This window comes from Pseudomonas sp. Y5-11 (assembly GCF_022368695.1).
Taxonomy (GTDB): Bacteria; Pseudomonadota; Gammaproteobacteria; order Pseudomonadales; family Pseudomonadaceae; genus Aquipseudomonas; species Aquipseudomonas parakoreensis.
Map to the genome: position 1 here is coordinate 4,413,269 of NZ_CP058974.1, position 23,198 is coordinate 4,436,466.

Consider the following 23,198-nt stretch of genomic DNA (forward strand, 5'->3'; position numbering starts at 1 on the left):
CCCCGACACAACCCCCTGTAGGAGCTGCGGCACGCTGCGATCTTTTGATCGGTTTTTTAAAAACAAGATCAAAAGATCGCAGCGTGCCGCAGCTCCTACATCGATATCGCGTCGTGGTGGCTTGATGAGGATGGCAGGCGAATACACCGCCATTCGCCGGATCGATGCGGCAAATCTTGCGTGGGGGACTTGCACGATCGGTATTATGGTATACCATCAGACGCACAGACACTCTCAATCCCCCTACGGAGCAGCTCATGAGTTTCGAAATTCGCAAGATCGTCAGCTATGTCGAAGAGACCTTCATCGAAGGCGGCAAGGCCACGGACAAGCCAGTGACTATGGTTGGCCTGGCCGTAGTGATGAAGAACCCGTGGGTCGGCAACGGCTTCGTCGAAGATCTGAAACCGCAAATCCGCGCCAACTGCTCCGACCTCGGCGCCATGATGGTCGAGCGTCTGGTGGGCATCATCGGTGGCGCCGAGAAGATCGAGGCTTACGGCAAAGCGGCAGTGGTCGGCGCTGACGGCGAAATCGAACACGCCTCGGCCGTGATCCACACCCTGCGCTTCGGCAACCACTACCGCGAAGCGGTCAAGGCCAAGAGCTACCTGAGCTTCACCAACAAGCGCGGCGGCCCGGGCACGTCGATCCAGATTCCGATGATGCACAAGGACGACGAAGGTCTGCGCTCGCATTACATCACCCTGGAAATGCAGATCGAAGACGCGCCGCGTGCCGACGAAATCGTCGTGGTGCTCGGTTGCGCCGACGGTGGTCGACTGCACCCGCGCATCGGCAACCGCTACATCGATCTGGAAGAACTGGCCGCCGAAAAAGCCCAGTAATCACAATAAAAAGGCATTGCAGGAGCGCTCCATGATTCGGCTCACCGCTGAACTCACCCCGGCTGGCACCAGTTACCTGGCGACCGGCCAAGGCCAGCCCGTGGTCTTGATCCACGGCGTGGGCCTGAACAAAGAAATGTGGGGCGGCCAGATCGTTGGCCTGTCTGCCCAATACCAGGTGATCGCCTACGACATGCTCGGCCATGGCGCCAGCCCGCGCCCGGCCAGCGGCACCGGCCTGCTCGGTTATGCCGATCAGTTGCTGGAGCTGCTCGATCACCTGAATCTGCCCCAGGCAGCGGTGATCGGTTTCTCCATGGGCGGCCTGGTGGCGCGGGCGTTTGCCCTGCATTACCCCGAGCGTCTGCAAAGCCTGGTGGTGCTCAACAGCGTGTTCAACCGCAGCGAGGAACAACGTGCCGGGGTCATCGCCCGTACCGCGCAGGCCGCCGAACACGGGCCGGACGCCAATGCCGAAGCGGCGCTGTCGCGCTGGTTCAGCCGCGAATATCAGGCGGCGAACCCGGCGCAGATTGCGGCCATTCGTCAGACACTGGCCGGCAACGACCCGCAGGGCTACCTGACCACCTACGAATTGTTCGCCACTCAGGACATGTACCGCGCCGACGACCTCGGCAGCATCCAGGCACCGACGCTGATCGCCACCGGCGAACTTGACCCCGGTTCCACCCCGGAAATGGCCGAGCAACTGGCCCGGCGCATCCCCGGTGCGAAGGTTGCGGTACTGCCCGAGCAACGGCATATGATGCCGGTAGAGTCGCCGCGCCTGGTCAACCAGACGCTGCTGCAATTTCTCGACTACGCACACGCCCGACAAAACCCTATAAAGGGGATCGTTGCATGACACTCCAACGCTTCCAGATGTGCATCGGCGGAGAATGGGTCGACGCCCTCTCCGGCAAGACTTTCGAAAGCCTCAACCCGGCCAGCGCGCAAGCCTGGGCCGAACTGCCTGACGCCGATGAAGCCGATGTCGAACGCGCCGTGCAAGCGGCGCAGACTGCCTTCGACAGCCCGGCCTGGCGCGGCCTCACCGCCACCGCGCGCGGCAAACTGCTGCGGCGTCTCGGTGACCTGATCGCGGAAAACAAGGAACAACTGGCGCAGCTGGAAAGCCGCGACAACGGCAAGCTGATCCGCGAAACCCGTGGTCAGGTCGGTTACCTGCCGGAGTTTTTCCATTACACCGCAGGCCTGGCCGACAAGCTCGAAGGCGGCACCCTGCCGCTGGACAAGCCCGACCTGTTTGCCTTCACCGTGCACGAAGCGATGGGTGTGGTTGCCGCGATCATTCCGTGGAACAGCCCGCTGTACCTGACCGCGATCAAACTGGCGCCGGCCCTCGCCGCCGGCAACACGATTGTGATCAAGCCGTCCGAACATGCGTCGGCAACCATCCTTGAGCTGGCGCGTCTGGCCCTCGAAGCCGGGATTCCACCGGGCGTGGTCAACGTTGTCACCGGTTACGGCCCGAGCACCGGCGCCGCCCTCACCCGCCATCCGCTGATCCGCAAGATCGCCTTCACCGGCGGCGCGGCCACGGCCCGGCACGTGGTGCGCAGCAGCGCCGAGAACTTCGCCAAGCTGTCGCTGGAACTGGGCGGCAAATCGCCGAACATCATCTTCGCCGACGCCGACCTGGACAGCGCGATCAACGGTGCGATCGCCGGGATCTACGCGGCTTCGGGCCAGAGCTGCGTGTCCGGTTCGCGCCTGCTGGTACAGGACGAAATCTACGACGAATTCGTCAGCCGACTGGTGGAACGCGCCCGTCGCATCCGCATCGGCAACCCGCAGGACGACCACAGTGAAATGGGCCCGATGGCCACTGCGCAGCAATTGGCGGTGGTCGAAGGTCTGGTGGCGGATGCCATCGCTGAAGGCGCGCGGTTGCGCACCGGCGGCAAGCGTCCGGCCGACCTCGGTGACGGCTGGTTCTACGAGCCGACGCTGTTCGAGTGCGACCGCAACTCGATGAAGATCATGCAGGAAGAAGTCTTCGGCCCGGTGGCTTCGGTGATTCGCTTCAAAGATGAAGCCGAAGCGCTGGCGATTGCCAACGACTCGCAGTTTGGCCTTGCCGCCGGCATCTGGACCCGCGATCTGGGCCGCGCCCATCGTCTGGCCCGGGACGTGCGCTCAGGGATCATCTGGGTCAACACCTACCGCGCGGTATCGGCCATGGCGCCAATTGGCGGTTTCAAGAACAGTGGCTATGGACGCGAAAGCGGCATCGATTCGGTGCTGGCCTACACCGAACTGAAAACGGTGTGGATCAACCTCTCTCAGGCCCCGATGCCTGATCCGTTTGTGATGCGCTAGGAGTCCTGCGACATGATCGAACCCGGCATTTACAAAGACGTCATGAGCTCGTTTCCGTCCGGGGTCACGGTGGTCACCACCCTCGACCCGGACGGCGCCATCGTCGGCATCACTGCCAGCGCCTTCAGCGCGCTGTCGATTGACCCGGCGCTGGTACTGTTCTGCCCCAACTACGCCTCCGACACCTACCCGGTGCTGCGCGACAGCCAGAAATTCGCGATCCATTTGCTGTCCGCCGAGCAGACCGCCGAGGCCTACGCCTTCGCCGGCAAAGGCAAGGACAAAGCCAAAGGCATCGAGTGGCACTTGAGCGAACTGGGTAACCCGATCCTCGCCAAGGCCACGGCGATCATCGAGTGCGAGTTGTGGCGTGAATACGACGGTGGTGATCACGCGATCATTGTCGGCGCGGTGAAGAACCTGATCCTGCCCGAGCAACCGGTGACGCCGATGATTTATCACAAGGGCAAGCTCGGGCCGTTGCCGACCCTGGCCTGATGGATACATAGATCCCACTGTGGAACTGCCCATTGTGGTGAGGGGATTTATCCCCGACAGGCTGCGAAGCAGTCGTAAGATCCTTGCACGCGGTGTGTCTGGCAATTCGCAGTTGCAGGTTTGGGGGCGCTTCGCGCCCCGTCGGGGATAAATCCCCTCACCACAGGTTTCATTCCAAAAGGGGGTCTCTGTTGTGAGGAGGCATGATGAGCAACGAAAAGTACAAAAAAGGCCTGAAGATCCGCACCCAGGTGCTGGGCGAAGCCTACGTGCAGCGCTCGATCGAGAATGCCGACGACTTCACCCGCCCGCTGCAGGAAATGGTCACCGAATACTGCTGGGGCCATGTCTGGGGCCGTGAGGGTTTGTCGCTCAAGGAGCGCAGCATGATCAACCTGGCGATGATCTCGGCGCTCAACCGTCCGCACGAACTCAAGCTGCATGTGCGCGGCGCCTTGCGTAACGGCCTGAGTCGTGAGCAAATACGCGAAATTCTGCTTCAGGTCGGTATTTATTGCGGCGTCCCGGCAGCCGTGGACAGTTTCCGGCTCGCCCGTGAAGCCTTCGCCGAAGCCGACGCCGAGGCCTCCAGTTAACCCCTCGGCTGTTTAGATGCCCGTCTGGCATGGACAGCCAACATCAAGAGCGGACCCCATGAAACGCCAGCCACTCGACGACAGCTTCAAGGTCAATCGCAACCCCGTTACCCTGCGCGAAATCGTGCTGGACAAACTGCGTAGCGCGATCATGAATTTCCAGCTCATGCCCGGCGATCGTCTGGTTGAGCGCGATCTGTGCGATCGCCTCGGTGTCAGCCGCACGTCGGTGCGCGAAGCCTTGCGTCACCTGGAGTCAGAAGGCCTGGTCGAATTCGCCGATGCCAAAGGCCCGCGCGTAGCGATCATCACCCTCGCCGATGCAGTCGACATCTATGAACTGCGCTGCGTGCTCGAAGGCCTGATCGTCCAGCTGTTCACCCTGCGGGCCAAGGCCAAGGACATCAAGGCCCTGGAAAAAGCCCTCGACGAGAACCGCAAGGCGCTCAAGGACGGCGAACTGCAACAGGTGATCGACTCGGTGCAGGGCTTCTACGACGTGCTGCTCGAAGGCTCGGGCAACCATGTTGCGGCCACGCAGTTGCGCCAGTTGCAGGCGCGCATCAGCTACCTGCGCGCAACCTCCGTATCGCAGGAAAACCGGCGCGGCGCGAGTAACCACGAAATGGAAAAAATGGTCGAGGCGATCAAGAGCGGTGATCCGCTGGCGGCGCATCAGGCCTGCGTCGACCACGTGCGTGCGGCAGCCGCCGTGGCCCTCGATTACCTCAAGCGCAAACAGGAAGAGACCGGCGCCACGCCGAACATCACCCTGCCGATCGCGCTGAAAGAACCACGCATAGGTCACTGACATGTTCAGCCCGAGCTTTTGCCCGAAATGCGGTGGCCCTGACCTCGGTCAGCAGGTGCCGCCGGGCGATACGCACGAGCGCCTGATGTGCCGCGGCTGCGGCTACATCCACTATGTGAACCCGAAAATCATCGCCGGCTGCATCATCGAGCAGGACGGCAAATACCTCTTGTGCCAACGGGCGATCCCACCGCGCCCGGGCACCTGGACGCTGCCCGCCGGCTTCATGGAAAGCGGCGAAACCACCGAGCAGGCCGCCCTGCGCGAAGTCTGGGAAGAAAGCGGCGTACGTGCGGAAATCGTCTCGCCGTATTCGATCTTCAGCGTGCCGAAGATCAGCGAGGTGTACATCATCTTCCGCGCGATCGCGCTGGAGATCACCGGCCAGTTCGGGCCCGAGACGCTCGACTACAAGTTCTTTGCCCCTGAAGACATTCCGTGGGAGCAGATCTACTACCCGGCGATCCGGCAGATCCTCGAGCGCTATATCGAGGAGCGTCAGGCCGGGGTCTATGGCATGTACATGGGCAATGACGACAGCGGCAAGATTCATTTCATGCGTTGATCAGCCGTCACTTGCAAGAGATACAGAGCCCGGCCCGATTCCTCGGTAGATAGGTGCTCAGTCCGGCATCGCACGAATGATATCCGCCAGATCATCTTTGGTGATTTCATTGGCTTTGAGAGCAGCGGAGATATCTTTTTTGGAGAGCGGGAAACGCTTGAAAATGTCTTTCAAGGTATCGGCATCAATATTGGCCAGCCAAAGAGGATCGATAAATGAACCGCCATATTCAGGCTTCATTGGGACCTCTTCGTGGGCAATGGCACCTTTGTGATTCAGATACACAACATAACGATCGTGCCCTTCTGGAAAGCTTTTATCGTGATATAGCGTTGTCCCCATCGGCAGGACATAGTAATTGTCATCGCCACCTTGCCCTTCGATCAGCAGGGGTTCTTTGGTTTTAATCATCTTCATAGTGTGTTCCTTTGCAGTATCGCCAAAAATAAGAAAAGCCATAAAGACTGCATTTACAAATAAAGCCGCCGTCAGCCAAAAGCCAATCTGCCTATTTGTAAACATTCTTTTTATCATAGTGCGCCTCAGTATTTGCTTCGAGCATGGCTTGTAAATCCGCAGGCATGAAAATCCCGTCCTGAGGTTTAGTCTGCGTGCGCGCAGCTTGCCTTTCCAGGAATGACAATCCACGCATTTCGCTATATTTAGAGGGATTCTGCACGATTGGCTTACCCGAAATTTTGGCTCCTGCAATCGTTACAGTCGTGCAGTTATTGGTGGTTGGATGATAGTTGGACGGCAATACATAGCGCGCAGACGTTGCTGTCTTTCTTCTCAGCTCCTTTTTCTGGGCGACAATACCGTCGAAGTGAGCGATAACGGCCTCAGCGGTTGCACTATCCAAAAAATAAACAAAGCCAGTTGTTGTGCGCCCCAAGCTGTTCTCACCCGAGATGTACGCTTTGAAGGATGTCCAAACGTTCAGCACTCCCTCCCCTTCGCTATCAAACGTCCCCCAGGTTTTTCCATAGCGCCCAAAGTCATAGGTGATGTCTTTAGAACCAACCACTACATGTAAAGCAGCATGCCCGAAAGGATGCTCTTCCTTGTCACGGGTGTAAGGGCCACCCACAAGTATCTCCATATATGCACCCGACACGACGACTTGGTTGGTTTTCGTAGTTTTCCCCGATGCGCCTGTACTTTTTGCGGCCTGTGTTGTGCTGGTAGTTTTAGTAGGCTGAACCATTAAAGATGTTCCGTATCTTCAAGTTTCGGGAATTTTATACTGCAACTTCCCCTAGGAATGTTTGCGACATGCACGAAGCCGTTTTCGTCAAGGACGCCTGTCATCAACGTTCCATCGGGGAGTGTCAGTTCGTACGCCTCGTTGGCGACAGGCTCATCTCTATCGTTCAGCAACTGAAACTCGACAAACGTCTTTTCTTTCAGGAACTGCGAGAAAAAGCTAGTGGGCGCCCCTCCACCGGATTCACCCACGAAGGTATCGGGAGATCCGGCAGTGATCGTCGCTCCGCATGCTGTCTGCGAGCCGACGTGTGCTACATCTTTTCCCAGCCCGAACACGTGAGGAGCACCGGACGTTATGGGATTACTGCCGTGAACAGGGCAGGAATAGGTGTCTCCTACCAAAGCTACAGGCATCGAGTTAACGAAAATTGGGCTCGATCCAGTGGTGATATTTCCGCCGTGACTTCCTGGATCTCCAAGTCGCGCTACTGGCTTTCCTGCCATCGTTTCTCTCCTTTGAACATCACAATGGCTGGATAGTAACCGATCCTTGATCCCTCCTGAACGAGCAAAATACGAAACGGAACCGGCTTACAGGACACGCAGCGTTTTCCGGCGCGACTCTGGTTGACGACCCTAGTCCCACTCCCTATCCTCGCGCCTGTCACGACTCATTCGTGATCGGGTTTGACGGCCCGTAATCTTCTCACGACGTGCATAGCCTTCTCTGCTCGAGCACTCCTGTGTCCGATGCATTCTTAATGGCGACTGTGCGCGGGGCATCTTCGGATGCGCCGGTGTCCGTGAGAGCCGGTCCGTCAACCCACGCACAGTTGCCACCCAATTTCGTTTGACGGCGTTTTTGTGGCAGCTCTACTGGATCTTACGGAGCTACACCCATGACGGAATCGACCATAGAAATCATCCCCTACACTCGCCGCGATCGACTCAGACAATTCCTAGTCGACAATATGTCGATAGCGCTGAGAAGAACCTTCACATGTAATCTTCAGGCAGGTGCTGGCGTATGAATACCCACATTTCTATGACCCACAACGAAGACAGCATTCCAGTGCTCCTGGTCTCAACACAGGCACCGCTGGACATTTTGCACAGCAGCGCGGCGAGCAGGTTTTTGGCAGCTACACAGATGATGGAAAGCCTCGCCAGCCTGGATATCTCAGCTGCCAAGGGTGTCGATGTGCAGCAACTCGCCCACGCAGCAGCGATTTTGCTTCGTGATGGCTGTGATGTAATGGACGTATTAGGGCGGAAGATTCAAGCACAAGGCTGAGCAAAGAATCACAGTCCTTAACCGCTGATAGCTGCGATCTTCTGATCACGAAAAAGAGCATCAAAAGATCGCAGCTGGACTCGTAAACAAGCGCTTACGGCGCCATCCCTTCCACAATAATGATCTCCGCCCTCGCCCACTCCTCGCGGTAGCTTCTCGCCTCCTGATACGCCGCCGAGCGGTAGCACGCCACCGCCTGTTCGTAGTTGTCGAATTCGATCACCACGCTGCGCTGGGGCGTCGTCCGGCCTTCCATCGCTTCGCTGCGCCCGCCCCTGGCCAAGAATTTCGCGCCGAACTTGGCGAACGCTTTCGGCGCGCGCTGGGTGTATTGGTTGTAGTGCTCGGCATCGTCGACATCCACGTGGGCAATCCAGTACGCCTTCATAGTGACCTCTTTGTTGATTTTGTATTATGGTATACCAATATTATTTGCAACCAACCCTGAGAGTCCAGCATGGCCTTTAACAGCATCGAAGAAATCCTCGAAGATTATCGCCTCGGCAAAATGGTCCTGCTGGTCGATGACGAAGATCGGGAAAACGAAGGCGACCTGCTGCTGGCCGCCGATTGTTGCACGCCCGAGGCGATCAGCTTCATGGCCCGTGAAGCGCGCGGATTGATCTGCCTGACGTTGACCGACGAGCATTGCCAACGCCTGGGCCTGGAGCAGATGGTCCCGAGCAATGGCAGCGTATTCAGCACCGCGTTTACCGTGTCGATTGAAGCGGCGGTCGGCGTCACCACTGGCATTTCTGCGGCCGATCGCGCGCGCACGGTCGCGGCCGCTGTGGCGAAAGACGCCCGCGCTGAAGACCTGGTGCAGCCTGGGCACATCTTCCCGCTGCGCGCCAAGGAAGGTGGCGTGCTGACCCGTGCCGGCCACACCGAGGCCGGCTGCGATCTGGCGCGCCTCGCCGGTTTTACCCCGGCCTCGGTGATCGTCGAGGTGATGAACGACAATGGCACCATGGCCCGGCGTCCGGACCTGGAAGTGTTCGCGCGCAAGCACGGGATCAAGATCGGCACCATCGCCGATCTGATCCACTATCGCCTGAGCACCGAGCACACCATCGAGCGCATCGGTGAGCGTGAGCTGCCGACGGTGCATGGCACCTTCCGTCTGATCACCTTTGAAGACCGCATTGAGGGCGGTGTGCACATGGCGATGGTCATGGGCGATCTGCGCCGCGAAGAGCCGACGCTGGTGCGTGTACATGTGATCGATCCGCTGCGTGATCTGGTCGGCGCCGAGTACAGCGGGCCGAGCAACTGGACGCTGTGGGCGGCGCTGCAACGGGTCGCGGCCGAAGGTCATGGGGTTGTGGTGGTGTTGGCCAATCATGAATCGTCGCAGGCGCTGCTCGAGCGCGTGCCGCAATTGACCCAGCCGCCACGGCAGTTCAGTCGCTCGCAATCGCGGATTTATTCGGAGGTCGGCACCGGGGCGCAGATTCTGCAGAACCTCGGCGTCGGCAAACTGCGCCATCTTGGGCCGCCGCTGAAGTATGCGGGGCTGACCGGGTATGACCTGGAGGTGGTGGAGAGCATTCCGTTTACCGAATAACGCCCAGACACAGGTGATTTCCTGTGGCGAGGGAGCTTGCTCCCGCTGGACTGCGCAGCAGGCCCCAGCTTTTCAGAGAAGCGAGGGTCGCTGCGCAACCCGGCGGGAACAAGCTCCCTCGCCACAATTTCATCTATAGAAAATCCTTCAGCGGTCAAAAAACAGCTTCGCCAGATAACCGGTAAGGCAAAGTGCTTGCACAAAGTTTGGAATACCATAATATGATATTCCATAGACCGGGCGATCTGAAAAACCGCCCGGCTACTGCTCCCGACAGGCGGGCAACAACGCAAGCCCGCTCAAAAACACAACAATGAGGGCGTAAAAATGGTGTTGAACAAAGCTGCAACCGCAATCCTTTTTGCGGGACTGCTGAGCGTGACTGGCCAGGCTGCAATGGCCGCCGAGAGTGTGAACTTTGTCAGCTGGGGCGGCAGCACCCAGGATGCGCAGAAACAGGCCTGGGCCGATCCGTTCAGCAAGGCCAGCGGCATCACCGTGGTGCAGGACGGCCCGACCGACTACGGCAAACTCAAGGCCATGGTCGAGAGCGGCAACGTGCAATGGGACGTGGTCGATGTCGAAGCTGACTTTGCCCTGCGCGCCGCTGCCGAAGGCCTGCTCGAACCCCTCGACTTCAACGTCATCCAGCGCGACAAGATCGACCCGCGTTTCGTCAGCGACTACGGCGTCGGCTCGTTCTTCTTCTCCTTCGTCCTCGGCTACAACGAGGGCAAGCTCGGCGCTGCCAAGCCGCAAGACTGGAGCGCCCTGTTCGACACCAAGACCTACCCCGGCAAACGCGCCCTGTACAAATGGCCAAGCCCCGGCGTGCTCGAGCTGGCGCTGCTGGCCGACGGCGTAGCGGCTGACAAGCTCTACCCGCTGGATCTGGATCGCGCCTTCAAGAAACTCGACACCATCAAGAAAGACATCGTCTGGTGGGGCGGCGGCGCGCAGTCGCAGCAACTGCTGGCCTCCGGTGAAGCAAGCATGGGCCAGTTCTGGAACGGCCGGATTCATGCCCTGCAGGAAGACGGCACACCGGTCGGCGTGAGCTGGAAACAGAACCTGGTCATGGCCGACATTCTGGTGATTCCAAAAGGCTCGAAAAACAAGGACGCGGCGATGAAGTTTCTGGCCAACGCCAGCAGTGCCAAAGGCCAGGCGGACTTCTCCAACCTGACCGCCTACGCCCCGGTCAACGTCGACAGCGTGGCGCGCCTGGACTCGGTGCTGGCCCCGAATCTGCCGACGGCCTACGCCAAGGATCAAATCACGCTTGATTTCGCGTACTGGGCCAAGAACGGTCAAGCCATCGCGACACGGTGGAACGAATGGCTGGTCAAATGAAAATGGCGGCCATTGCGCCCCGTCCTGCAACGGTGACCGGGAGCGCCACTGGCGCTGCCGGCTCGACCCCCACCTTCAGACAACGCTGGAAAGGTGCCGGCAATCTCATCCCGGCCCTGCTGTTCCTCGGTTTGTTCTTTCTCGCGCCGTTGATTGGCCTGCTGTTGCGCGGCGTGCTGGAACCGGTGCCGGGCCTCGGCAACTATGAACAACTGTTCGCCAACTCGGCATATGCACGGGTGCTGCTCAACACCTTTTCGGTGGCCGGTCTGGTGACGATTTTCAGCCTGTTGCTGGGCTTCCCACTGGCTTGGGCGATCACCCTGGTGCCACGCGGCTGGGGGCGCTGGATCCTCAACATCGTGCTGCTGTCGATGTGGACCAGCCTGCTCGCCCGCACCTATTCGTGGCTGGTGCTGCTGCAAGCCTCGGGGGTGATCAACAAGGCGCTGATGGCGCTGGGCATCATCGATCAGCCGCTGGAAATGGTGCACAACCTGACCGGCGTGGTGATCGGCATGAACTACATCATGATCCCGTTCATCGTCCTGCCGTTGCAGGCGACCATGCAGGCCATCGACCCGATGATCCTGCAGGCCGGCTCGATCTGTGGCGCCAGTCCGTGGACCAACTTCTTCCGGGTGTTCCTGCCGCTGTGCCGGCCGGGGCTGGCGTCCGGCGGGTTGATGGTGTTCGTGATGTCGCTCGGTTACTACGTTACCCCGGCGCTGCTCGGCGGGGCGCAGAACATGATGCTGCCGGAGTTCATCATTCAGCAGGTGCAATCGTTCCTCAACTGGGGCCTGGCCAGTGCCGGCGCCGCGTTGCTGATCGCGATCACGCTGGTGCTGTTCTACTTCTACCTGAAGCTTCAGCCGGAATCCCCGGTTGGCGCCAGCAACGCGAGGTAAGCCGAGATGCTCCTGACTCCCAATGCCATGAGCCGGCGGATGCGTTTCGGGCTCTACGCCACCACCGGTTTGATCGGCCTGTTTCTGCTGTTGCCGATCGTGTTCATCGTCCTGCTGTCGTTCGGTTCGTCGCAATGGCTGGTGTTCCCGCCGCCGGGCTGGACGTTGAAATGGTACGGCCAGTTCTTCTCCAACGCTGACTGGATGAACGCCGCGGCGGCCAGCCTCAAGGTCGCGGTGCTGACCACGATCTGCGCCGTGGCCCTCGGCCTGCCGTCGGCGTTCGCTTTGGTGCGCGGGCGTTTTCCCGGTCGGGAAATGCTCTACGGCCTGTTCACCCTGCCGATGATCGTGCCGCTGGTGATCATCGCCGTGGCGGTGTACGCGCTGTTTCTCAAGCTCGGTTACACAGGGACGATGTTCGCCTTCGTGGTCAGCCATGTGATCGTCGCGCTGCCGTTCACCATCATCTCGATCATCAACTCGCTGAAGCTGTTCGATCAGTCGATTGAAGACGCGGCGGTGATCTGCGGTGCCTCACGCCTGCAAGCAGTGTTCAAGGTGACGTTCCCGGCGATTCGCCCGGGCATGGTCGCCGGCGCCCTCTTCGCCTTCCTCGTATCGTGGGACGAAGTGGTGCTGAGCGTGATGATGGCCAGCCCGACCCTGCAAACCCTTCCCGTGAAAATGTGGACCACCCTGCGCCAGGACCTGACCCCGGTGATCGCCGTCGCTTCGACGCTGCTGATCGGCTTGTCGGTTTTGGTCATGGTCATCGCCGCCGCGCTGCGCCGGCGCAACGAAATCAGCGCCTGAGCGCCCAGGAGTACGACATGAGTGCCGTGATCAAAGACGCCTCCCAGCAGAACGACAAACCTCTGGTCAGCCTGCGCAACCTGAACAAGCACTACGGCGACTTTGCCGCCGTCGACAACATCTCGCTGGACATCAAGGACGGCGAGTTCCTGACCTTCCTCGGCTCCAGCGGCTCGGGCAAAAGCACCACGCTGTCGATGCTCGCCGGGTTCGAAACCCCAAGCAGCGGCGAGATCCTGGTCAACGGTCAGTCGCTGGTCAATGTGCCGCCGCACAAGCGCGACATCGGCATGGTGTTCCAGCGCTATTCGCTGTTCCCGCATCTGTCGGTGCGCGACAACATCGCCTTCCCGCTGGCGATCCGCAAACTCGCCGCCGCCGAACGTGACAGGCGCGTCGACGCGATGCTGAAACTGGTGCAGCTCGAACAATTCGCCCATCGCCGCCCTTCGCAATTGTCCGGCGGCCAGCAACAACGCGTCGCCATCGCCCGCGCGCTGGTCTACGAGCCACGCATTCTGTTGATGGACGAACCCCTTGGAGCGCTGGATAAAAAACTGCGTGAAGACTTGCAGGATGAACTGCGCCAGTTGCATCGGCGCCTGGGCATCACCATCGTCTACGTGACCCACGATCAGGAAGAAGCGATGCGTTTGTCGCAGCGCATCGCGATATTCAGTCACGGCAAGATTGTCGGTCTGGGCAGCGGTTATGACCTGTACCAGAATCCGCCGAACGCGTTTGTCGCGTCGTTCCTCGGCAACTCGAACTTCCTCAAACTCAAGGCCCAAGGCAATGCGGCGGCGGGTTTTGAGGGGCAGTCGTTGTCGATTCGCCTGACCGCAGGCTTGCACACCGATCAGGATGTGCTGCTGATGGTGCGGCCGGAAAAGGCAGTGGCGCTGAGCGTGCAGCAGGCGAGCACAGAACCGCTGGCAGCGGGTTGGAACGAGGTGTCGGCGCAGGTGGTGGAGGTGTTGTTTCTTGGTGAGAGCCAGACGTGCAGCGTGGTCACCGCAGGCGGTACTTCGATGACGGTAAAAGCCTTGTCCGCCGCCGGCATGCCGCTCAAGGCTGGCGATCCGGTGCGGGTACGCTGGGCGACGGCGGATGCCTGTGTCTACACCGAATGGGCTGAAAGCGACCTCAACAAAGCCGCCGGCTCCCACTGATATACCCCACGCAATACACCTCCCTGTGGGAGCGGGCTTGCCCGCGAAGAGGCCGGTACATTCAATATCAATGTTGAATGTGCTGACGTCTTCGCGGGCAAGCCCGCTCCCACAGGAATCTCAGTGTTCAGGCGATCGGAGTGAACCCTTCAATTTCGTCCGGCCACGCCGTGAGGATTTCGAAGCCTGTCTCCGTCACCGCCACCATATGCTCCCACTGCGCCGACAACGAGCCATCCTTGGTCAGCACGGTCCAGCCGTCCGGCATGTTCTTCACATGGCGCTTGCCGGCGTTGAGCATCGGTTCGACGGTGAAGATCATCCCCGCCTTGAGCTTCATGCCCTGATTGGGGAACCCGTAATGCAGGATCTGTGGTTCATCGTGGTAAACCTTGCCAATGCCATGCCCGCAATACTCGCGCACCACGCTGAAGCCTTCTTTCTCCGCCAGACTCTGGATCGCATGGCCGATGTCGCCCAGCGTCGCGCCCGGACGCACCCTGCGGATGCCGGCGCACATGGCGTCGTAGGTGGTCTTGATCAGGTGTTGCGCCTCAGGCGACGCCGTGCCGACCACGTACATGCGGCTGGTGTCGCCGAACCAGCCGTCCTTGATCACCGCGATGTCGAGGTTGACGATGTCGCCGTCTTTCAACGGCGTGCCGGACGGAATGCCGTGGCACACCACGTCGTTGACCGAGGCGCAGACGGTTTTCGGGAAACCGTGGTAACCGACGTTGGCCGGAATCGCTTTCTGCACATTGACGATGTAGTCGTTGCACAGGCGATCCAGTTCATCGGTGGTCACGCCCGCCTTGACATGCGGTACCAGCATCGCCAGCACCTCGGCGGCCAGCTTGCCGGCAGCGCGTGACTGAGCGATTTCGGCGGGGCTGTTGATCTTGATCTGGTTTCTCATGCGCTGACGGCTTCCTGAGTCAGTTGGTGCAGATCCAGCCCGCCGTTCTGTTCGGCGCGGATCAGCAAGCGGCAAATGGCGCTGTGGTCGAGGTTGGGGTGCAGTTCGGCAAGCATGCCGATGCGCATCCAGTGCTCGGCCTGCGCGTTGATCGAGCGGCTGAGTGCATTGCTGGAGATGCGCAGGTTCTCGTGCATGTCTTCCGAAATCTTTACGATGCCCATATCCAAATCCAATACGAAGTGTATATGGATCGTATATTAGCCAACCCTCACGAAGAATTGCAAATACGCTCCGCAAACCTACTCACATAATCCTGTAGGAGCTGCCGCAGGCTGCGATCTTTTGATCTTGCTTTTGTTTATAAAAACCAAAATCAAAAGATCGCAGCCTGCGGCAGCTCCTACAGGGTGTGGTGTTGGTTTGGGGGGGCATGCCGAATTTCAGGCAAAAAAAAGCTGCCCAAAGAGGCAGCAAAAACTTTAAGAACACGCGATGTATTGGGCTCAGGATAGACGCCGGATAATGACAGGGTCATGACAGCCAACAATTCACTGAACCGCCCCTGCCCCGTCATCAGGATGTCATCAAGCGCACCGCAGAATCCTCGCAAACCGTCTTGAGCCTTCGACGGATGCTTTGCAGGGATTCCCATGAAAGAAGACGCCTCGCTGTTTGCCGCCATCGACCTGGGTTCGAATGCGTTTCGCCTGATGATCGGCCAGTCAGTTCGCAGTCGAAAAGGCTTGATGATCCAGGAAGTCAAAACCCTGCGTGAGCCGGTGCGACTGGCCGAAGGTTTTGACGGTGGTGCTCTGGACGAAATGGCGCTGGACCGGGGCTGGCAGGCGCTGGCGCGGTTCGGCAAGAAACTGCGCGGATTCGAGGCCGGCAAAGTGCGGGCCGTGGCAACCAGCGCGGTGCGCGAGGCCGACAATGCGCAGCTGTTTCTGCACAGCGCCGAACGTCATCTGGGTTTTCGCATCGATGTCATTTCCGGCCATGAAGAGGCGCAACTGGTCTATGCCGGCGTCGCCCATTCCCTGCCGGGCGCTGAAGACATGCGCTTGGTGGTCGATATCGGCGGTGGTTCCACCGAGCTGATTCTCGGCCAGGGCACACAACCGCTGCTCACCGAAAGCATCGCCATCGGCAGCGGCACCCTGGGCGCCCGCTATTTCCCCGACGGCCGCATCGCACCCGGTGCGCTGCAAGAAGCCAAACGCGTGGCGATCCTGCACTTCGAAAAAGTCGCCCGCCGCTACCGCGCGCAGGGTTGGCAGCAGACCATTGGCTCGTCCGGCACGGCGCGGATGCTGGCGAAAGTGCTGAAGGCCAATCGCTTGAACGACTTCGGCCAGGATGGCATTACCTATGGCGGGTTGTTGCGCTTGTCGCTGTTGCTGCTGAAGGTGAAGAACGTTCAGCAGTTGAAGCTGGCAGGTTTGCAGCCGCATCGCCAGAGCATTTTGCCCGGCGGATTGGTATTGATGCTGGCGGCGTTCAAGGCATTCGGGATTTCGCAGATGGCGCCGTCGGAACCGGGGCTGCGCCTGGGTGTGCTGCATGGTTTGATGAGCCGGCACTGACCGATCACTAAACCCATTGTGGGAGCGAGCCTGCTCGCGAAAGCGGTGTATCAGAGAAACATCATTCGACTGACACGCCGCCTTCGCGAGCAAGCTCGCTCCCACAGGGTTTGGTGGTTGTCTGCTCAGGCCAGTTCTTTGCGTAGCTGACGGGCAGCGGCAACCATGTGCACCAGTGCCGCCTCAGTCTCCGGCCAGCCACGGGTTTTCAAGCCGCAATCCGGGTTGACCCACAACCGCTCGGCCGGAATCCGCTGCGCTGCCTTGCGCAGCAAACTGGCCATCTCCGAAGCATCGGGAACGCGTGGCGAGTGGATGTCGTAGACGCCCGGCCCGATCTCGTTCGGGTAGTCGAATGCTTCAAAGGCATCGAGCAATTCCATGTCCGAACGCGAGGTTTCGATGGTGATCACGTCGGCATCCATCGCCGCGATGGACTCGATCACATCGTTGAATTCGCTGTAACACATGTGCGTGTGAATCTGGGTTTCGTCACGCACACCCGAGGCGCACAGGCGAAACACTTCGGTGGCCCAGTCCAGATAGTGCTGCCATTGCGCGCGGCGCAGCGGCAAGCCTTCGCGGAATGCGGCCTCGTCGATCTGCACGATCTTGATTCCGGCGGCCTCCAGATCCACCACTTCGTCACGGATCGCCAGCGCCAGTTGCCGCGCCTGCACTTCACGGGACACGTCCTCGCGGGGGAACGACCACATCAGCATGGTCACCGGGCCGGTCAGCATGCCTTTCATGACCTTGCCGGTCAGGCCCTGAGCATAGCGGATCCAGTCCACGGTCATGGCTTGCGGACGGCTCAGATCACCGAAGATCACTGCCGGTTTCACACAACGTGAACCGTAGCTCTGCACCCAGCCAAAACGGCTGAACACATAGCCGTCGAGTTGCTCGGCGAAGTACTCGACCATGTCGTTGCGCTCGGCTTCTCCGTGCACCAGCACATCGAGCCCCAGTTGCTCCTGGATTTCCACGGCGTGACGGATTTCGCTGTACATGGCTTCGGTGTATTCGGCTTCGCTGAGCTTGCCTTGCTTGAACGACTGACGCGCCAGACGAATCGAGGCGGTCTGCGGAAATGAACCGATGGTGGTGGTCGGGAACAGCGGCAGATCGAGGCCGGCGCGCTGCTTGGCGATGCGCTGGGTAAACGGCGACTGGCGCTGGCTGTCCTGCGCGGTAATGGCCGCCACACGGGCCTGCACCGCCGGTTTGTGAATACGTGGCGAGGCGGCGCGGCTGGTCTGTACCGAGCGGCTTTGGGTCAAGGCGCGGAGCACCTTTGGTGACTCAGGCTCGTTGACGGCCTGCGCCAGCACGGCGACTTCTTCACACTTCTGCACGGCAAACGCCAGCCAGCTTTTCAGCTCGGCATCGAGCTGGTCTTCGCGACTCAGGTCCACCGGACTGTGCAGCAGCGAGCAGGACGGCGCGACCCACAGCCGATCCCCCAGCCGTTCATGCGCATGCTGCAACGTCGCCAGCGCATGTTCCAGATCGCAACGCCAGACGTTGCGACCGTTGACCAGGCCCAGCGACAACACTTTGTAGGCCGGCAGGCGATCGAGGATGGTCGGGTACTGTTCCGCTGCGCGCACCAGATCGATGTGCAGACCGTCAACCGGCAGGTTGGCGGCCAGACCGAGGTTCTCTTCCAGACCACCGAAGTAAGTGGCGAGCAGTTTCTTCAGCGGATCGCGCTGGATCTGGTTGTACGCACGCTCGAAAGCGTTCTTCCACTCCTGCGGCAGGTCGAGCACCAGAATCGGCTCGTCGATCTGCACCCATTCCACACCGAGGGCGGCGAGCCGGGCGAAGATCTGCCCGTACAGCGGCAGCAGGCGGTCGAGCAATTCCAGCTTGTCGAATGCGGCGCCTTTGGCCTTGCCCAGCCATAGATAAGTCAGTGGGCCGATAATCACCGGTTTGACGTTATGGCCGAGGGCACGGGCCTCTTCGACTTCTTCGAACAACTGTTCCCAGCCGAGCTGGAACTGTTGCTCGGCGCTGAATTCCGGGACCAGATAGTGGTAGTTGGTGTCGAACCACTTGGTCATTTCCTGAGCGTGCGCACCGCCGCAGCAGCTGTCGCTGACACCACGGGCCATGCCGAACAGGGTCTGCAGGCTGGGTTTGCCGTCGTGCGGACGGAAACGCTCGGGGATCACCCCGAACATCAGCGAGTGAGTCAGCACCTGGTCGTACCAGGCGAAATCGCCCACCGGCAGCAGCTCGATGCCGCTGTTTTTCTGCAAGTCCCAATGGGCCTTGCGTAGTTCACGACCCACTTCACGCAGGCCGGCCTCGTTCAGTTCTCCTTTCCAGAACGCCTCTTGCGCTTTCTTCAGTTCGCGGTCGCGACCGATGCGCGGAAATCCGAGGGAATGGGCCAGTGCCATGACAAACAACTCCAATGTCTTGTTGATGGCGGCCATTGTCGGGATCAGGCACTGGTGAGACAAACTCATTTTAATCTTGATGATCACAAGTTTCCCTCATGATCGAAGGCAAGCTGTTTGCCCGCTGAAAACATGTTTTGCCCTGCAGGATATTCCTGCGCGAATCAAGCAATCGAGCGCGTTCACGACGCCCTTTGAATACTCAATGACGCCTTGATGTAAACCCTCTGAAACCGCGCCGTTGCAGGCTTTGATTCTGTTCTATGGTTAGATCGAAATGGCTGTATCTGCGGCTGACTAATGGTTGCGACAGATCATGTCTGCGCCTATGTTGCACGCGAGCTTTTCCCCGCGAATGGAACGCGATCAACACCACTACAAGAGGTGAAGAAATGTCAAAGGATTCACGCCCTGCCGTACTTGGGCTGATCGGCAATACGCCGCTGGTACAAGTTACCCGCTTCGATACCGGCCTCTGCACACTGTTTCTCAAACTGGAATCACAAAACCCCGGCGGCTCGATCAAGGACCGCATCGGTCTGGCGATGATCGACGCCGCTGAACGCGACGGGCGCCTGCAACCGGGTGGCACCATCGTCGAGGCCACCGCCGGCAATACCGGCCTGGGTCTGGCGCTGGTCGGCCGGGCCAAGGGCTACCGCGTGGTGCTGGTGGTGCCGGACAAGATGTCCACCGAGAAAGTCCTGCACTTGAAAGCCATGGGCGCCGAAGTGCACATCACCCGCTCGGACGTCGGCAAGGGCCACCCCGAGTATTATCAGGACGTCGCCGCCCGCCTGGCGAAAGACATTCCCGGCGCGTTCTTTGCCGACCAGTTCAACAACCCCGCCAACCCGCTGGCACACGAGTGCAGCACCGCGCCAGAGATCTGGGCACAGACCGAGCATGATCTGGACGCGATCGTGGTCGGCGTCGGGTCTGCCGGCACCCTGACCGGGCTGAGCCGTTTCTTCAAACGCGTACAGCCGGATCTGCAGATGGTCCTCGCCGATCCGGTGGGTTCGGTGATGGCGCAATACAGCCGCGACGGCACGATGCCGACGCCCGGTTCGTGGGCCGTGGAAGGCATCGGCGAAGACTTCATTCCGTCGATCACCGACCTCAGCAGCGTGCGCCACGCCTACTCGATCAGCGACGAAGAAAGCTTCGATCATGCCCGTCAGTTGCTCAAGGCCGAAGGCATTCTCGGGGGTTCGTCCACCGGCACCCTGCTCGCCGCCGCGCTGCGTTATTGCCGCGAACAGACCGAGCCCAAACGCGTGGTCAGCTTCGTCTGCGACACCGGCACGCGCTATCTGTCGAAGGTCTACAACGACCAGTGGATGACCGATCAGGGCCTGTTGCAGCGCAAACGCTATGGCGACCTGCGCGATCTGATCGCCCGGCGTTTCGAAGACGGCCGCGTGATCAGCGTCGGCCCCGACGACACCCTGCTGACCGCGTTCCAGCGCATGCGTCTGGCGGATGTCTCACAACTGCCGGTGCTGGTTGAAGGCAAACAACTGGTCGGCGTGATCGACGAATCCGACATCTTGCTCGCGGTGCACGAAGACGCCGCGCGCTTCAGTCAATCGGTGTCCAGCGTGATGACCGACAAACTGCAAACCCTCGCACCTGGCGCCCATCTCACCGAGCTGGAAGCGGTGCTCAGTCGTGGCCTCGTGGCGATCATTGCCGACGCTTCGGGCTTCCACGGTCTGATTACCCGCACCGACATGCTCAACCAATTACGGAGATCCCTCGCATGAGTCAGCACGACGATAAATCCCAAGGCTTCGCGACCCGGGTGATCCACGCCGGGCAAGAGCCGGACCCGACCACCGGTGCGCTGATGCCGCCGATCTACGCCAACTCGACGTACCTGCAAGACAGCCCCGGCGTGCACAAGGGCTTCGACTACGGGCGCTCGCACAACCCGACGCGTTTTGCCCTGGAGCGTTGCGTGGCGGATCTGGAAGGTGGCACCCGCGCCTTCGCGTTCGCGTCCGGGCTGGCGACGATCTCCACCGTCCTCGAACTGATCGATGCCGGTTCGCACGTCATCTCCGGCAATGACCTGTACGGCGGCACGTTCCGCCTGTTCGACAAGGTGCGCCAGCGCAGTGCCGGACACCGTTTCAGCTATGTCGATCTGACTGACCTGGCGGCGTTCGAAGCGGCGCTGCAGGACGACACCCGCCTGGTGATTGTCGAGTCGCCGACCAACCCGCTGCTGAGCCTGTCGGATCTGGCCGCGATTGCGCGCATCTGCCGCGCACGCGGAATCATCAGCGTTGCCGACAACACCTTCGCCAGCCCGTACATTCAGCGCCCGCTGGAGCTGGGTTTCGACATCGTGCTGCACTCGACCACCAAGTACCTGAACGGTCACTCCGACGTGATCGGTGGTATCGCGGTAGTTGGGCAGAATGCCGAACTGGCGGACAAACTCGGCTTCCTGCAAAACGCGGTCGGCGCGATTTCCGGCCCGTTCGATGCGTTCCTGACCCTGCGCGGGGTGAAAACCCTGGCGCTGCGCATGGAACGTCACTGCAGCAACGCGCTGGAACTGGCCAAGTGGCTGGAGCAGCAACCGCAGGTCAAACGCGTCTACTACCCGGGCCTGCCGTCGCACCCGCAGCATGAGTTGGCCAAACGGCAGATGCATGGTTTTGGCGGGATGATCTCGGTGGATCTGAACAGTGATCTGGAGGGCGCACGGCGCTTTCTGGAAAACGTGAAGATCTTTGCCCTGGCAGAGAGTTTGGGCGGTGTTGAAAGCCTGATCGAGCACCCGGCGATCATGACCCACGCGACCATTCCCGCTGAAACCCGCGCCAAACTGGGCATCGGCGATGGCCTGGTGCGTCTGTCGGTGGGGGTCGAAGATCTCGAAGACCTGCGCGCCGATCTGGCGTACGCGCTGACGAAAATCTGATCCTGCAACAACGACAAAGCCCGCAGTGATGCGGGCTTTGGTTATTCGAGCAGGCGGCCAGTGCTGGTCTCTGGCTTACAAGGTTTATCGGGCCTCTCACAGTACAAAAGCAACCATGGAAAAAGAGCGGTGCTTTGCTGCCTCACACGGCATAAGGGCTGGATCTCAGCGCGGAGATCTTTCTAACCGTGTACCCTTCGGAACGCGCCCCACGTCCCCTTGCTATCCGCTTGCGCATCAGTCTGCGTCTTCGCCTACACCTTTGAGGCTAGCAAATGCCACCGAGTGATGGTCAGGTGTTTTTAGACTGATTTCCTTCAAGCCCCCGTCTGCAAGGAAGTTAACCGACTATCACTTGCTCCCCCGGCCAGCCATGGCCCGTGTTTGACGATCTATACTTTTCAGCTCGCTTTCGCAGTTTCATGCAATACGTCGACACCCGTGCGCGTTACCGTGCGCCCGTGCCAATCGCCAATCTGGTCAACCCCGGGCCAACGGAATGCTGTGTGGCTGATGGGTCGTGGAGAAAATCATGAAACACACGCTTTTATCAGGCGCCATTCTTGCGGTCGCGGCGACCGTGATGTTGCCAACGGTTTGGGCTGCGCAGCCGCAGGCGATGGCCTCTGATGGTTCGGATCATGTGGGAGCCGGCGCAGTGGCGTCCGATGGCTCTGATCACGTCGGCGCCGGTGCAGTCGCCTCCGATGGCTCTGATCATGTCGGGGCTGGCGCAGTGGCTTCCGATGGTTCCGACCATGTCGGCGCCGGTGCAGTCGCCTCGGATGGCTCTGATCATGTCGGGGCCGGCGCAGTGGCGTCCGATGGCTCTGATCACGTCGGCGCCGGTGCAGTCGCCTCTGATGGCTCTGATCATGTCGGGGCTGGCGCAGTCGCCTCTGATGGCTCTGATCATGTCGGGGCTGGCGCGGTAGCCTCCGATGGCTCTGATCATGTCGGGGCTGGCGCAGTGGCCTCGGATGGCTCTGATCATGTCGGGGCGGGCGCAGTCGCCTCTGCTGGCTCTGATCATGTCGGGGCGGGCGCAGTGGCTTCCGAAGGTTCCGACCACGTCGGGGCCGGTGCAGTCGCCTCCGATGGCTCTGAGCATGTCGGGGCTGGCGCAGTGGCTTCCGATGGTTCCGACCACGTCGGTGCTGGTGCACTGGCCTCCGACGGCACCGACAAGGTCGGCGCCAATCGGTATGCCTACTCACGCGTCGGTGTCGGTTCTGATCGCGTCGCTTCGGCGCTGATGACCGGCAGCTATTCCGACCAGTTCAACGCCCCTCAGTAATCAACGCGGGGCGACCCGTTCGGGTCGCCTCTCCCACCGCGGCACTAGCACATTTGTG

The 23,198-nt window shown here is 60.3% G+C and carries 25 protein-coding genes; 17 read left to right on the top strand and 8 right to left on the bottom strand.

From position 1 onward, the window contains the following. The first annotated feature begins 257 nt into the window (after nt 1-257). The 7 genes from HXW87_RS19290 (at nt 258) to HXW87_RS19320 (ending at nt 5,661) form a co-directional block, all read left to right on the top strand. Nucleotides 258-848 carry an amino acid synthesis family protein gene (locus tag HXW87_RS19290; RefSeq protein WP_007968626.1) on the top strand — a complete coding sequence of 197 codons (591 nt, stop codon included), beginning with the start codon at nt 258-260 and terminating at the stop codon, nt 846-848. Nucleotides 849-879: 31 nt separating this feature from the next. After that, on the top strand, nt 880-1,713 hold the full coding sequence (locus HXW87_RS19295) for an alpha/beta fold hydrolase (RefSeq protein WP_095666804.1): 834 nt from the start codon (nt 880-882) through the stop codon (nt 1,711-1,713). Next, complete coding sequence (locus tag HXW87_RS19300; RefSeq protein ID WP_239777509.1) at nt 1,710-3,191, top strand: aldehyde dehydrogenase; 1,482 nt, start codon at nt 1,710-1,712, stop codon at nt 3,189-3,191. Before HXW87_RS19295 ends, HXW87_RS19300 begins: the two co-directional genes overlap by 4 nt. Before the next feature lie 12 nt (nt 3,192-3,203). Further along, complete coding sequence (locus tag HXW87_RS19305) at nt 3,204-3,689, top strand: flavin reductase family protein (RefSeq protein ID WP_041062538.1); 486 nt, start codon at nt 3,204-3,206, stop codon at nt 3,687-3,689. Nucleotides 3,690-3,895: 206 nt separating this feature from the next. Beyond that, complete coding sequence (locus tag HXW87_RS19310; protein WP_047293876.1) at nt 3,896-4,285, top strand: carboxymuconolactone decarboxylase family protein; 390 nt, start codon at nt 3,896-3,898, stop codon at nt 4,283-4,285. A gap of 58 nt (nt 4,286-4,343) precedes the next feature. Beyond that, nucleotides 4,344-5,096, top strand: a complete 753-nt coding sequence (locus HXW87_RS19315) for a GntR family transcriptional regulator (protein ID WP_007968636.1) — start codon at nt 4,344-4,346, stop codon at nt 5,094-5,096. Nucleotide 5,097: 1 nt separating this feature from the next. Further along, nucleotides 5,098-5,661 (top strand): NUDIX hydrolase, encoded by a 564-nt coding sequence (locus HXW87_RS19320; RefSeq protein ID WP_047293875.1) that lies wholly within the window; start codon nt 5,098-5,100, stop codon nt 5,659-5,661. Nucleotides 5,662-5,718: 57 nt separating this feature from the next. Here the strand turns inward: HXW87_RS19320 and HXW87_RS19325 are convergent, their stop codons facing one another. The 3 genes from HXW87_RS19325 to HXW87_RS19335 are packed head-to-tail and all read right to left on the bottom strand — an operon-like array spanning nt 5,719 to nt 7,374. Further along, complete coding sequence (locus HXW87_RS19325; protein ID WP_047293872.1) at nt 5,719-6,195, bottom strand: hypothetical protein; 477 nt, start codon at nt 6,193-6,195, stop codon at nt 5,719-5,721. Further along, entirely contained in the window at nt 6,170-6,868 is a 699-nt protein-coding gene (locus tag HXW87_RS19330; protein ID WP_239777510.1) for a hypothetical protein, read from the bottom strand. The genes HXW87_RS19325 and HXW87_RS19330 overlap by 26 nt, the downstream gene beginning before the upstream one ends. Next, nucleotides 6,868-7,374, bottom strand: a complete 507-nt coding sequence (locus HXW87_RS19335; RefSeq protein WP_080963269.1) for a PAAR domain-containing protein — start codon at nt 7,372-7,374, stop codon at nt 6,868-6,870. Before HXW87_RS19335 ends, HXW87_RS19330 begins: the two co-directional genes overlap by 1 nt. A 523-nt stretch (nt 7,375-7,897) precedes the next feature. On the opposite strand from HXW87_RS19335, the gene HXW87_RS19340 reads away from it, so the two are divergent. Next, nucleotides 7,898-8,164, top strand: coding sequence for a hypothetical protein (locus tag HXW87_RS19340; protein WP_047293867.1), 267 nt, complete (start codon nt 7,898-7,900; stop codon nt 8,162-8,164). Nucleotides 8,165-8,258: 94 nt separating this feature from the next. Here the strand turns inward: HXW87_RS19340 and HXW87_RS19345 are convergent, their stop codons facing one another. Further along, complete coding sequence (locus tag HXW87_RS19345; protein WP_239777511.1) at nt 8,259-8,552, bottom strand: DUF1330 domain-containing protein; 294 nt, start codon at nt 8,550-8,552, stop codon at nt 8,259-8,261. A 69-nt stretch (nt 8,553-8,621) separates the two neighbouring features. Between HXW87_RS19345 and ribBA the strand changes: the two genes are divergently transcribed. The 5 genes from ribBA to HXW87_RS19370 all read left to right on the top strand — a co-directional run bounded on the left by ribBA (nt 8,622) and on the right by HXW87_RS19370 (nt 13,983). Further along, nucleotides 8,622-9,731 (top strand): bifunctional 3,4-dihydroxy-2-butanone-4-phosphate synthase/GTP cyclohydrolase II, encoded by a 1,110-nt coding sequence (gene ribBA, locus HXW87_RS19350; protein WP_239777512.1) that lies wholly within the window; start codon nt 8,622-8,624, stop codon nt 9,729-9,731. A gap of 327 nt (nt 9,732-10,058) precedes the next feature. Then, on the top strand, nt 10,059-11,084 hold the full coding sequence (locus tag HXW87_RS19355) for an ABC transporter substrate-binding protein (RefSeq protein ID WP_239777513.1): 1,026 nt from the start codon (nt 10,059-10,061) through the stop codon (nt 11,082-11,084). Beyond that, nucleotides 11,081-11,995 carry an ABC transporter permease gene (locus tag HXW87_RS19360; RefSeq protein WP_239779173.1) on the top strand — a complete coding sequence of 305 codons (915 nt, stop codon included), beginning with the start codon at nt 11,081-11,083 and terminating at the stop codon, nt 11,993-11,995. Before HXW87_RS19355 ends, HXW87_RS19360 begins: the two co-directional genes overlap by 4 nt. Nucleotides 11,996-12,001: 6 nt before the next feature. Further along, nucleotides 12,002-12,811, top strand: coding sequence for an ABC transporter permease (locus HXW87_RS19365; protein ID WP_239777514.1), 810 nt, complete (start codon nt 12,002-12,004; stop codon nt 12,809-12,811). A gap of 17 nt (nt 12,812-12,828) precedes the next feature. Continuing rightward, nucleotides 12,829-13,983, top strand: a complete 1,155-nt coding sequence (locus HXW87_RS19370) for an ABC transporter ATP-binding protein (protein WP_239777515.1) — start codon at nt 12,829-12,831, stop codon at nt 13,981-13,983. Between the two features lie 127 nt (nt 13,984-14,110). Here the strand turns inward: HXW87_RS19370 and map are convergent, their stop codons facing one another. From map to HXW87_RS19385, 3 genes are all read right to left on the bottom strand, one after another. After that, nucleotides 14,111-14,902 (bottom strand): type I methionyl aminopeptidase, encoded by a 792-nt coding sequence (gene map / locus HXW87_RS19375; RefSeq protein ID WP_239777516.1) that lies wholly within the window; start codon nt 14,900-14,902, stop codon nt 14,111-14,113. Beyond that, nucleotides 14,899-15,126: a ParD-like family protein gene (locus HXW87_RS19380; RefSeq protein WP_003225727.1), complete on the bottom strand. Its 228-nt coding sequence runs from the start codon at nt 15,124-15,126 to the stop codon at nt 14,899-14,901. Before HXW87_RS19380 ends, map begins: the two co-directional genes overlap by 4 nt. 179 nt (nt 15,127-15,305) lie before the next feature. Next, nucleotides 15,306-15,557: a hypothetical protein gene (locus HXW87_RS19385; protein ID WP_239777517.1), complete on the bottom strand. Its 252-nt coding sequence runs from the start codon at nt 15,555-15,557 to the stop codon at nt 15,306-15,308. Here HXW87_RS19385 and HXW87_RS19390 point away from each other — a divergent pair. Beyond that, entirely contained in the window at nt 15,556-16,491 is a 936-nt protein-coding gene (locus HXW87_RS19390; protein ID WP_239777518.1) for a Ppx/GppA family phosphatase, read from the top strand. The genes HXW87_RS19385 and HXW87_RS19390 overlap by 2 nt on opposite strands. Before the next feature lie 125 nt (nt 16,492-16,616). Here the strand turns inward: HXW87_RS19390 and metE are convergent, their stop codons facing one another. After that, nucleotides 16,617-18,905, bottom strand: coding sequence for a 5-methyltetrahydropteroyltriglutamate--homocysteine S-methyltransferase (gene metE / locus HXW87_RS19395; protein ID WP_239779174.1), 2,289 nt, complete (start codon nt 18,903-18,905; stop codon nt 16,617-16,619). A 392-nt stretch (nt 18,906-19,297) separates the two neighbouring features. Between metE and HXW87_RS19400 the strand changes: the two genes are divergently transcribed. The 3 genes from HXW87_RS19400 to HXW87_RS19410 all read left to right on the top strand — a co-directional run bounded on the left by HXW87_RS19400 (nt 19,298) and on the right by HXW87_RS19410 (nt 23,140). Continuing rightward, nucleotides 19,298-20,674, top strand: a complete 1,377-nt coding sequence (locus HXW87_RS19400; protein ID WP_121185011.1) for a cystathionine beta-synthase — start codon at nt 19,298-19,300, stop codon at nt 20,672-20,674. After that, complete coding sequence (locus HXW87_RS19405; RefSeq protein WP_239777519.1) at nt 20,671-21,843, top strand: cystathionine gamma-synthase; 1,173 nt, start codon at nt 20,671-20,673, stop codon at nt 21,841-21,843. Before HXW87_RS19400 ends, HXW87_RS19405 begins: the two co-directional genes overlap by 4 nt. A 532-nt stretch (nt 21,844-22,375) precedes the next feature. Further along, entirely contained in the window at nt 22,376-23,140 is a 765-nt protein-coding gene (locus HXW87_RS19410) for a hypothetical protein (protein WP_239777520.1), read from the top strand. The last annotated feature ends 58 nt before the right edge of the window (nt 23,141-23,198 follow it).

Excerpts from the sequence above, each read along its gene's own strand:
- HXW87_RS19290 (WP_007968626.1), top strand. The coding sequence starts at position 258 with ATGAGTTTCGAAATTCGCAAGATCGTCAGCTATGTCGAAGAGACCTTC.
- HXW87_RS19295 (WP_095666804.1), top strand. The coding sequence starts at position 880 with ATGATTCGGCTCACCGCTGAACTCACCCCGGCTGGCACCAGTTACCTG.
- HXW87_RS19300 (WP_239777509.1), top strand. The coding sequence starts at position 1,710 with ATGACACTCCAACGCTTCCAGATGTGCATCGGCGGAGAATGGGTCGAC.
- HXW87_RS19305 (WP_041062538.1), top strand. The coding sequence starts at position 3,204 with ATGATCGAACCCGGCATTTACAAAGACGTCATGAGCTCGTTTCCGTCC.
- HXW87_RS19310 (WP_047293876.1), top strand. The coding sequence starts at position 3,896 with ATGAGCAACGAAAAGTACAAAAAAGGCCTGAAGATCCGCACCCAGGTG.
- HXW87_RS19315 (WP_007968636.1), top strand. The coding sequence starts at position 4,344 with ATGAAACGCCAGCCACTCGACGACAGCTTCAAGGTCAATCGCAACCCC.
- HXW87_RS19320 (WP_047293875.1), top strand. The coding sequence starts at position 5,098 with ATGTTCAGCCCGAGCTTTTGCCCGAAATGCGGTGGCCCTGACCTCGGT.
- HXW87_RS19325 (WP_047293872.1), bottom strand. The coding sequence starts at position 6,195 with ATGATAAAAAGAATGTTTACAAATAGGCAGATTGGCTTTTGGCTGACG.
- HXW87_RS19330 (WP_239777510.1), bottom strand. The coding sequence starts at position 6,868 with ATGGTTCAGCCTACTAAAACTACCAGCACAACACAGGCCGCAAAAAGT.
- HXW87_RS19335 (WP_080963269.1), bottom strand. The coding sequence starts at position 7,374 with ATGGCAGGAAAGCCAGTAGCGCGACTTGGAGATCCAGGAAGTCACGGC.
- HXW87_RS19340 (WP_047293867.1), top strand. The coding sequence starts at position 7,898 with ATGAATACCCACATTTCTATGACCCACAACGAAGACAGCATTCCAGTG.
- HXW87_RS19345 (WP_239777511.1), bottom strand. The coding sequence starts at position 8,552 with ATGAAGGCGTACTGGATTGCCCACGTGGATGTCGACGATGCCGAGCAC.
- ribBA (WP_239777512.1), top strand. The coding sequence starts at position 8,622 with ATGGCCTTTAACAGCATCGAAGAAATCCTCGAAGATTATCGCCTCGGC.
- HXW87_RS19355 (WP_239777513.1), top strand. The coding sequence starts at position 10,059 with ATGGTGTTGAACAAAGCTGCAACCGCAATCCTTTTTGCGGGACTGCTG.
- HXW87_RS19360 (WP_239779173.1), top strand. The coding sequence starts at position 11,081 with ATGAAAATGGCGGCCATTGCGCCCCGTCCTGCAACGGTGACCGGGAGC.
- HXW87_RS19365 (WP_239777514.1), top strand. The coding sequence starts at position 12,002 with ATGCTCCTGACTCCCAATGCCATGAGCCGGCGGATGCGTTTCGGGCTC.
- HXW87_RS19370 (WP_239777515.1), top strand. The coding sequence starts at position 12,829 with ATGAGTGCCGTGATCAAAGACGCCTCCCAGCAGAACGACAAACCTCTG.
- map (WP_239777516.1), bottom strand. The coding sequence starts at position 14,902 with ATGAGAAACCAGATCAAGATCAACAGCCCCGCCGAAATCGCTCAGTCA.
- HXW87_RS19380 (WP_003225727.1), bottom strand. The coding sequence starts at position 15,126 with ATGGGCATCGTAAAGATTTCGGAAGACATGCACGAGAACCTGCGCATC.
- HXW87_RS19390 (WP_239777518.1), top strand. The coding sequence starts at position 15,556 with ATGAAAGAAGACGCCTCGCTGTTTGCCGCCATCGACCTGGGTTCGAAT.
- HXW87_RS19385 (WP_239777517.1), bottom strand. The coding sequence starts at position 15,557 with ATGGGAATCCCTGCAAAGCATCCGTCGAAGGCTCAAGACGGTTTGCGA.
- metE (WP_239779174.1), bottom strand. The coding sequence starts at position 18,905 with ATGGCACTGGCCCATTCCCTCGGATTTCCGCGCATCGGTCGCGACCGC.
- HXW87_RS19400 (WP_121185011.1), top strand. The coding sequence starts at position 19,298 with ATGTCAAAGGATTCACGCCCTGCCGTACTTGGGCTGATCGGCAATACG.
- HXW87_RS19405 (WP_239777519.1), top strand. The coding sequence starts at position 20,671 with ATGAGTCAGCACGACGATAAATCCCAAGGCTTCGCGACCCGGGTGATC.
- HXW87_RS19410 (WP_239777520.1), top strand. The coding sequence starts at position 22,376 with ATGAAACACACGCTTTTATCAGGCGCCATTCTTGCGGTCGCGGCGACC.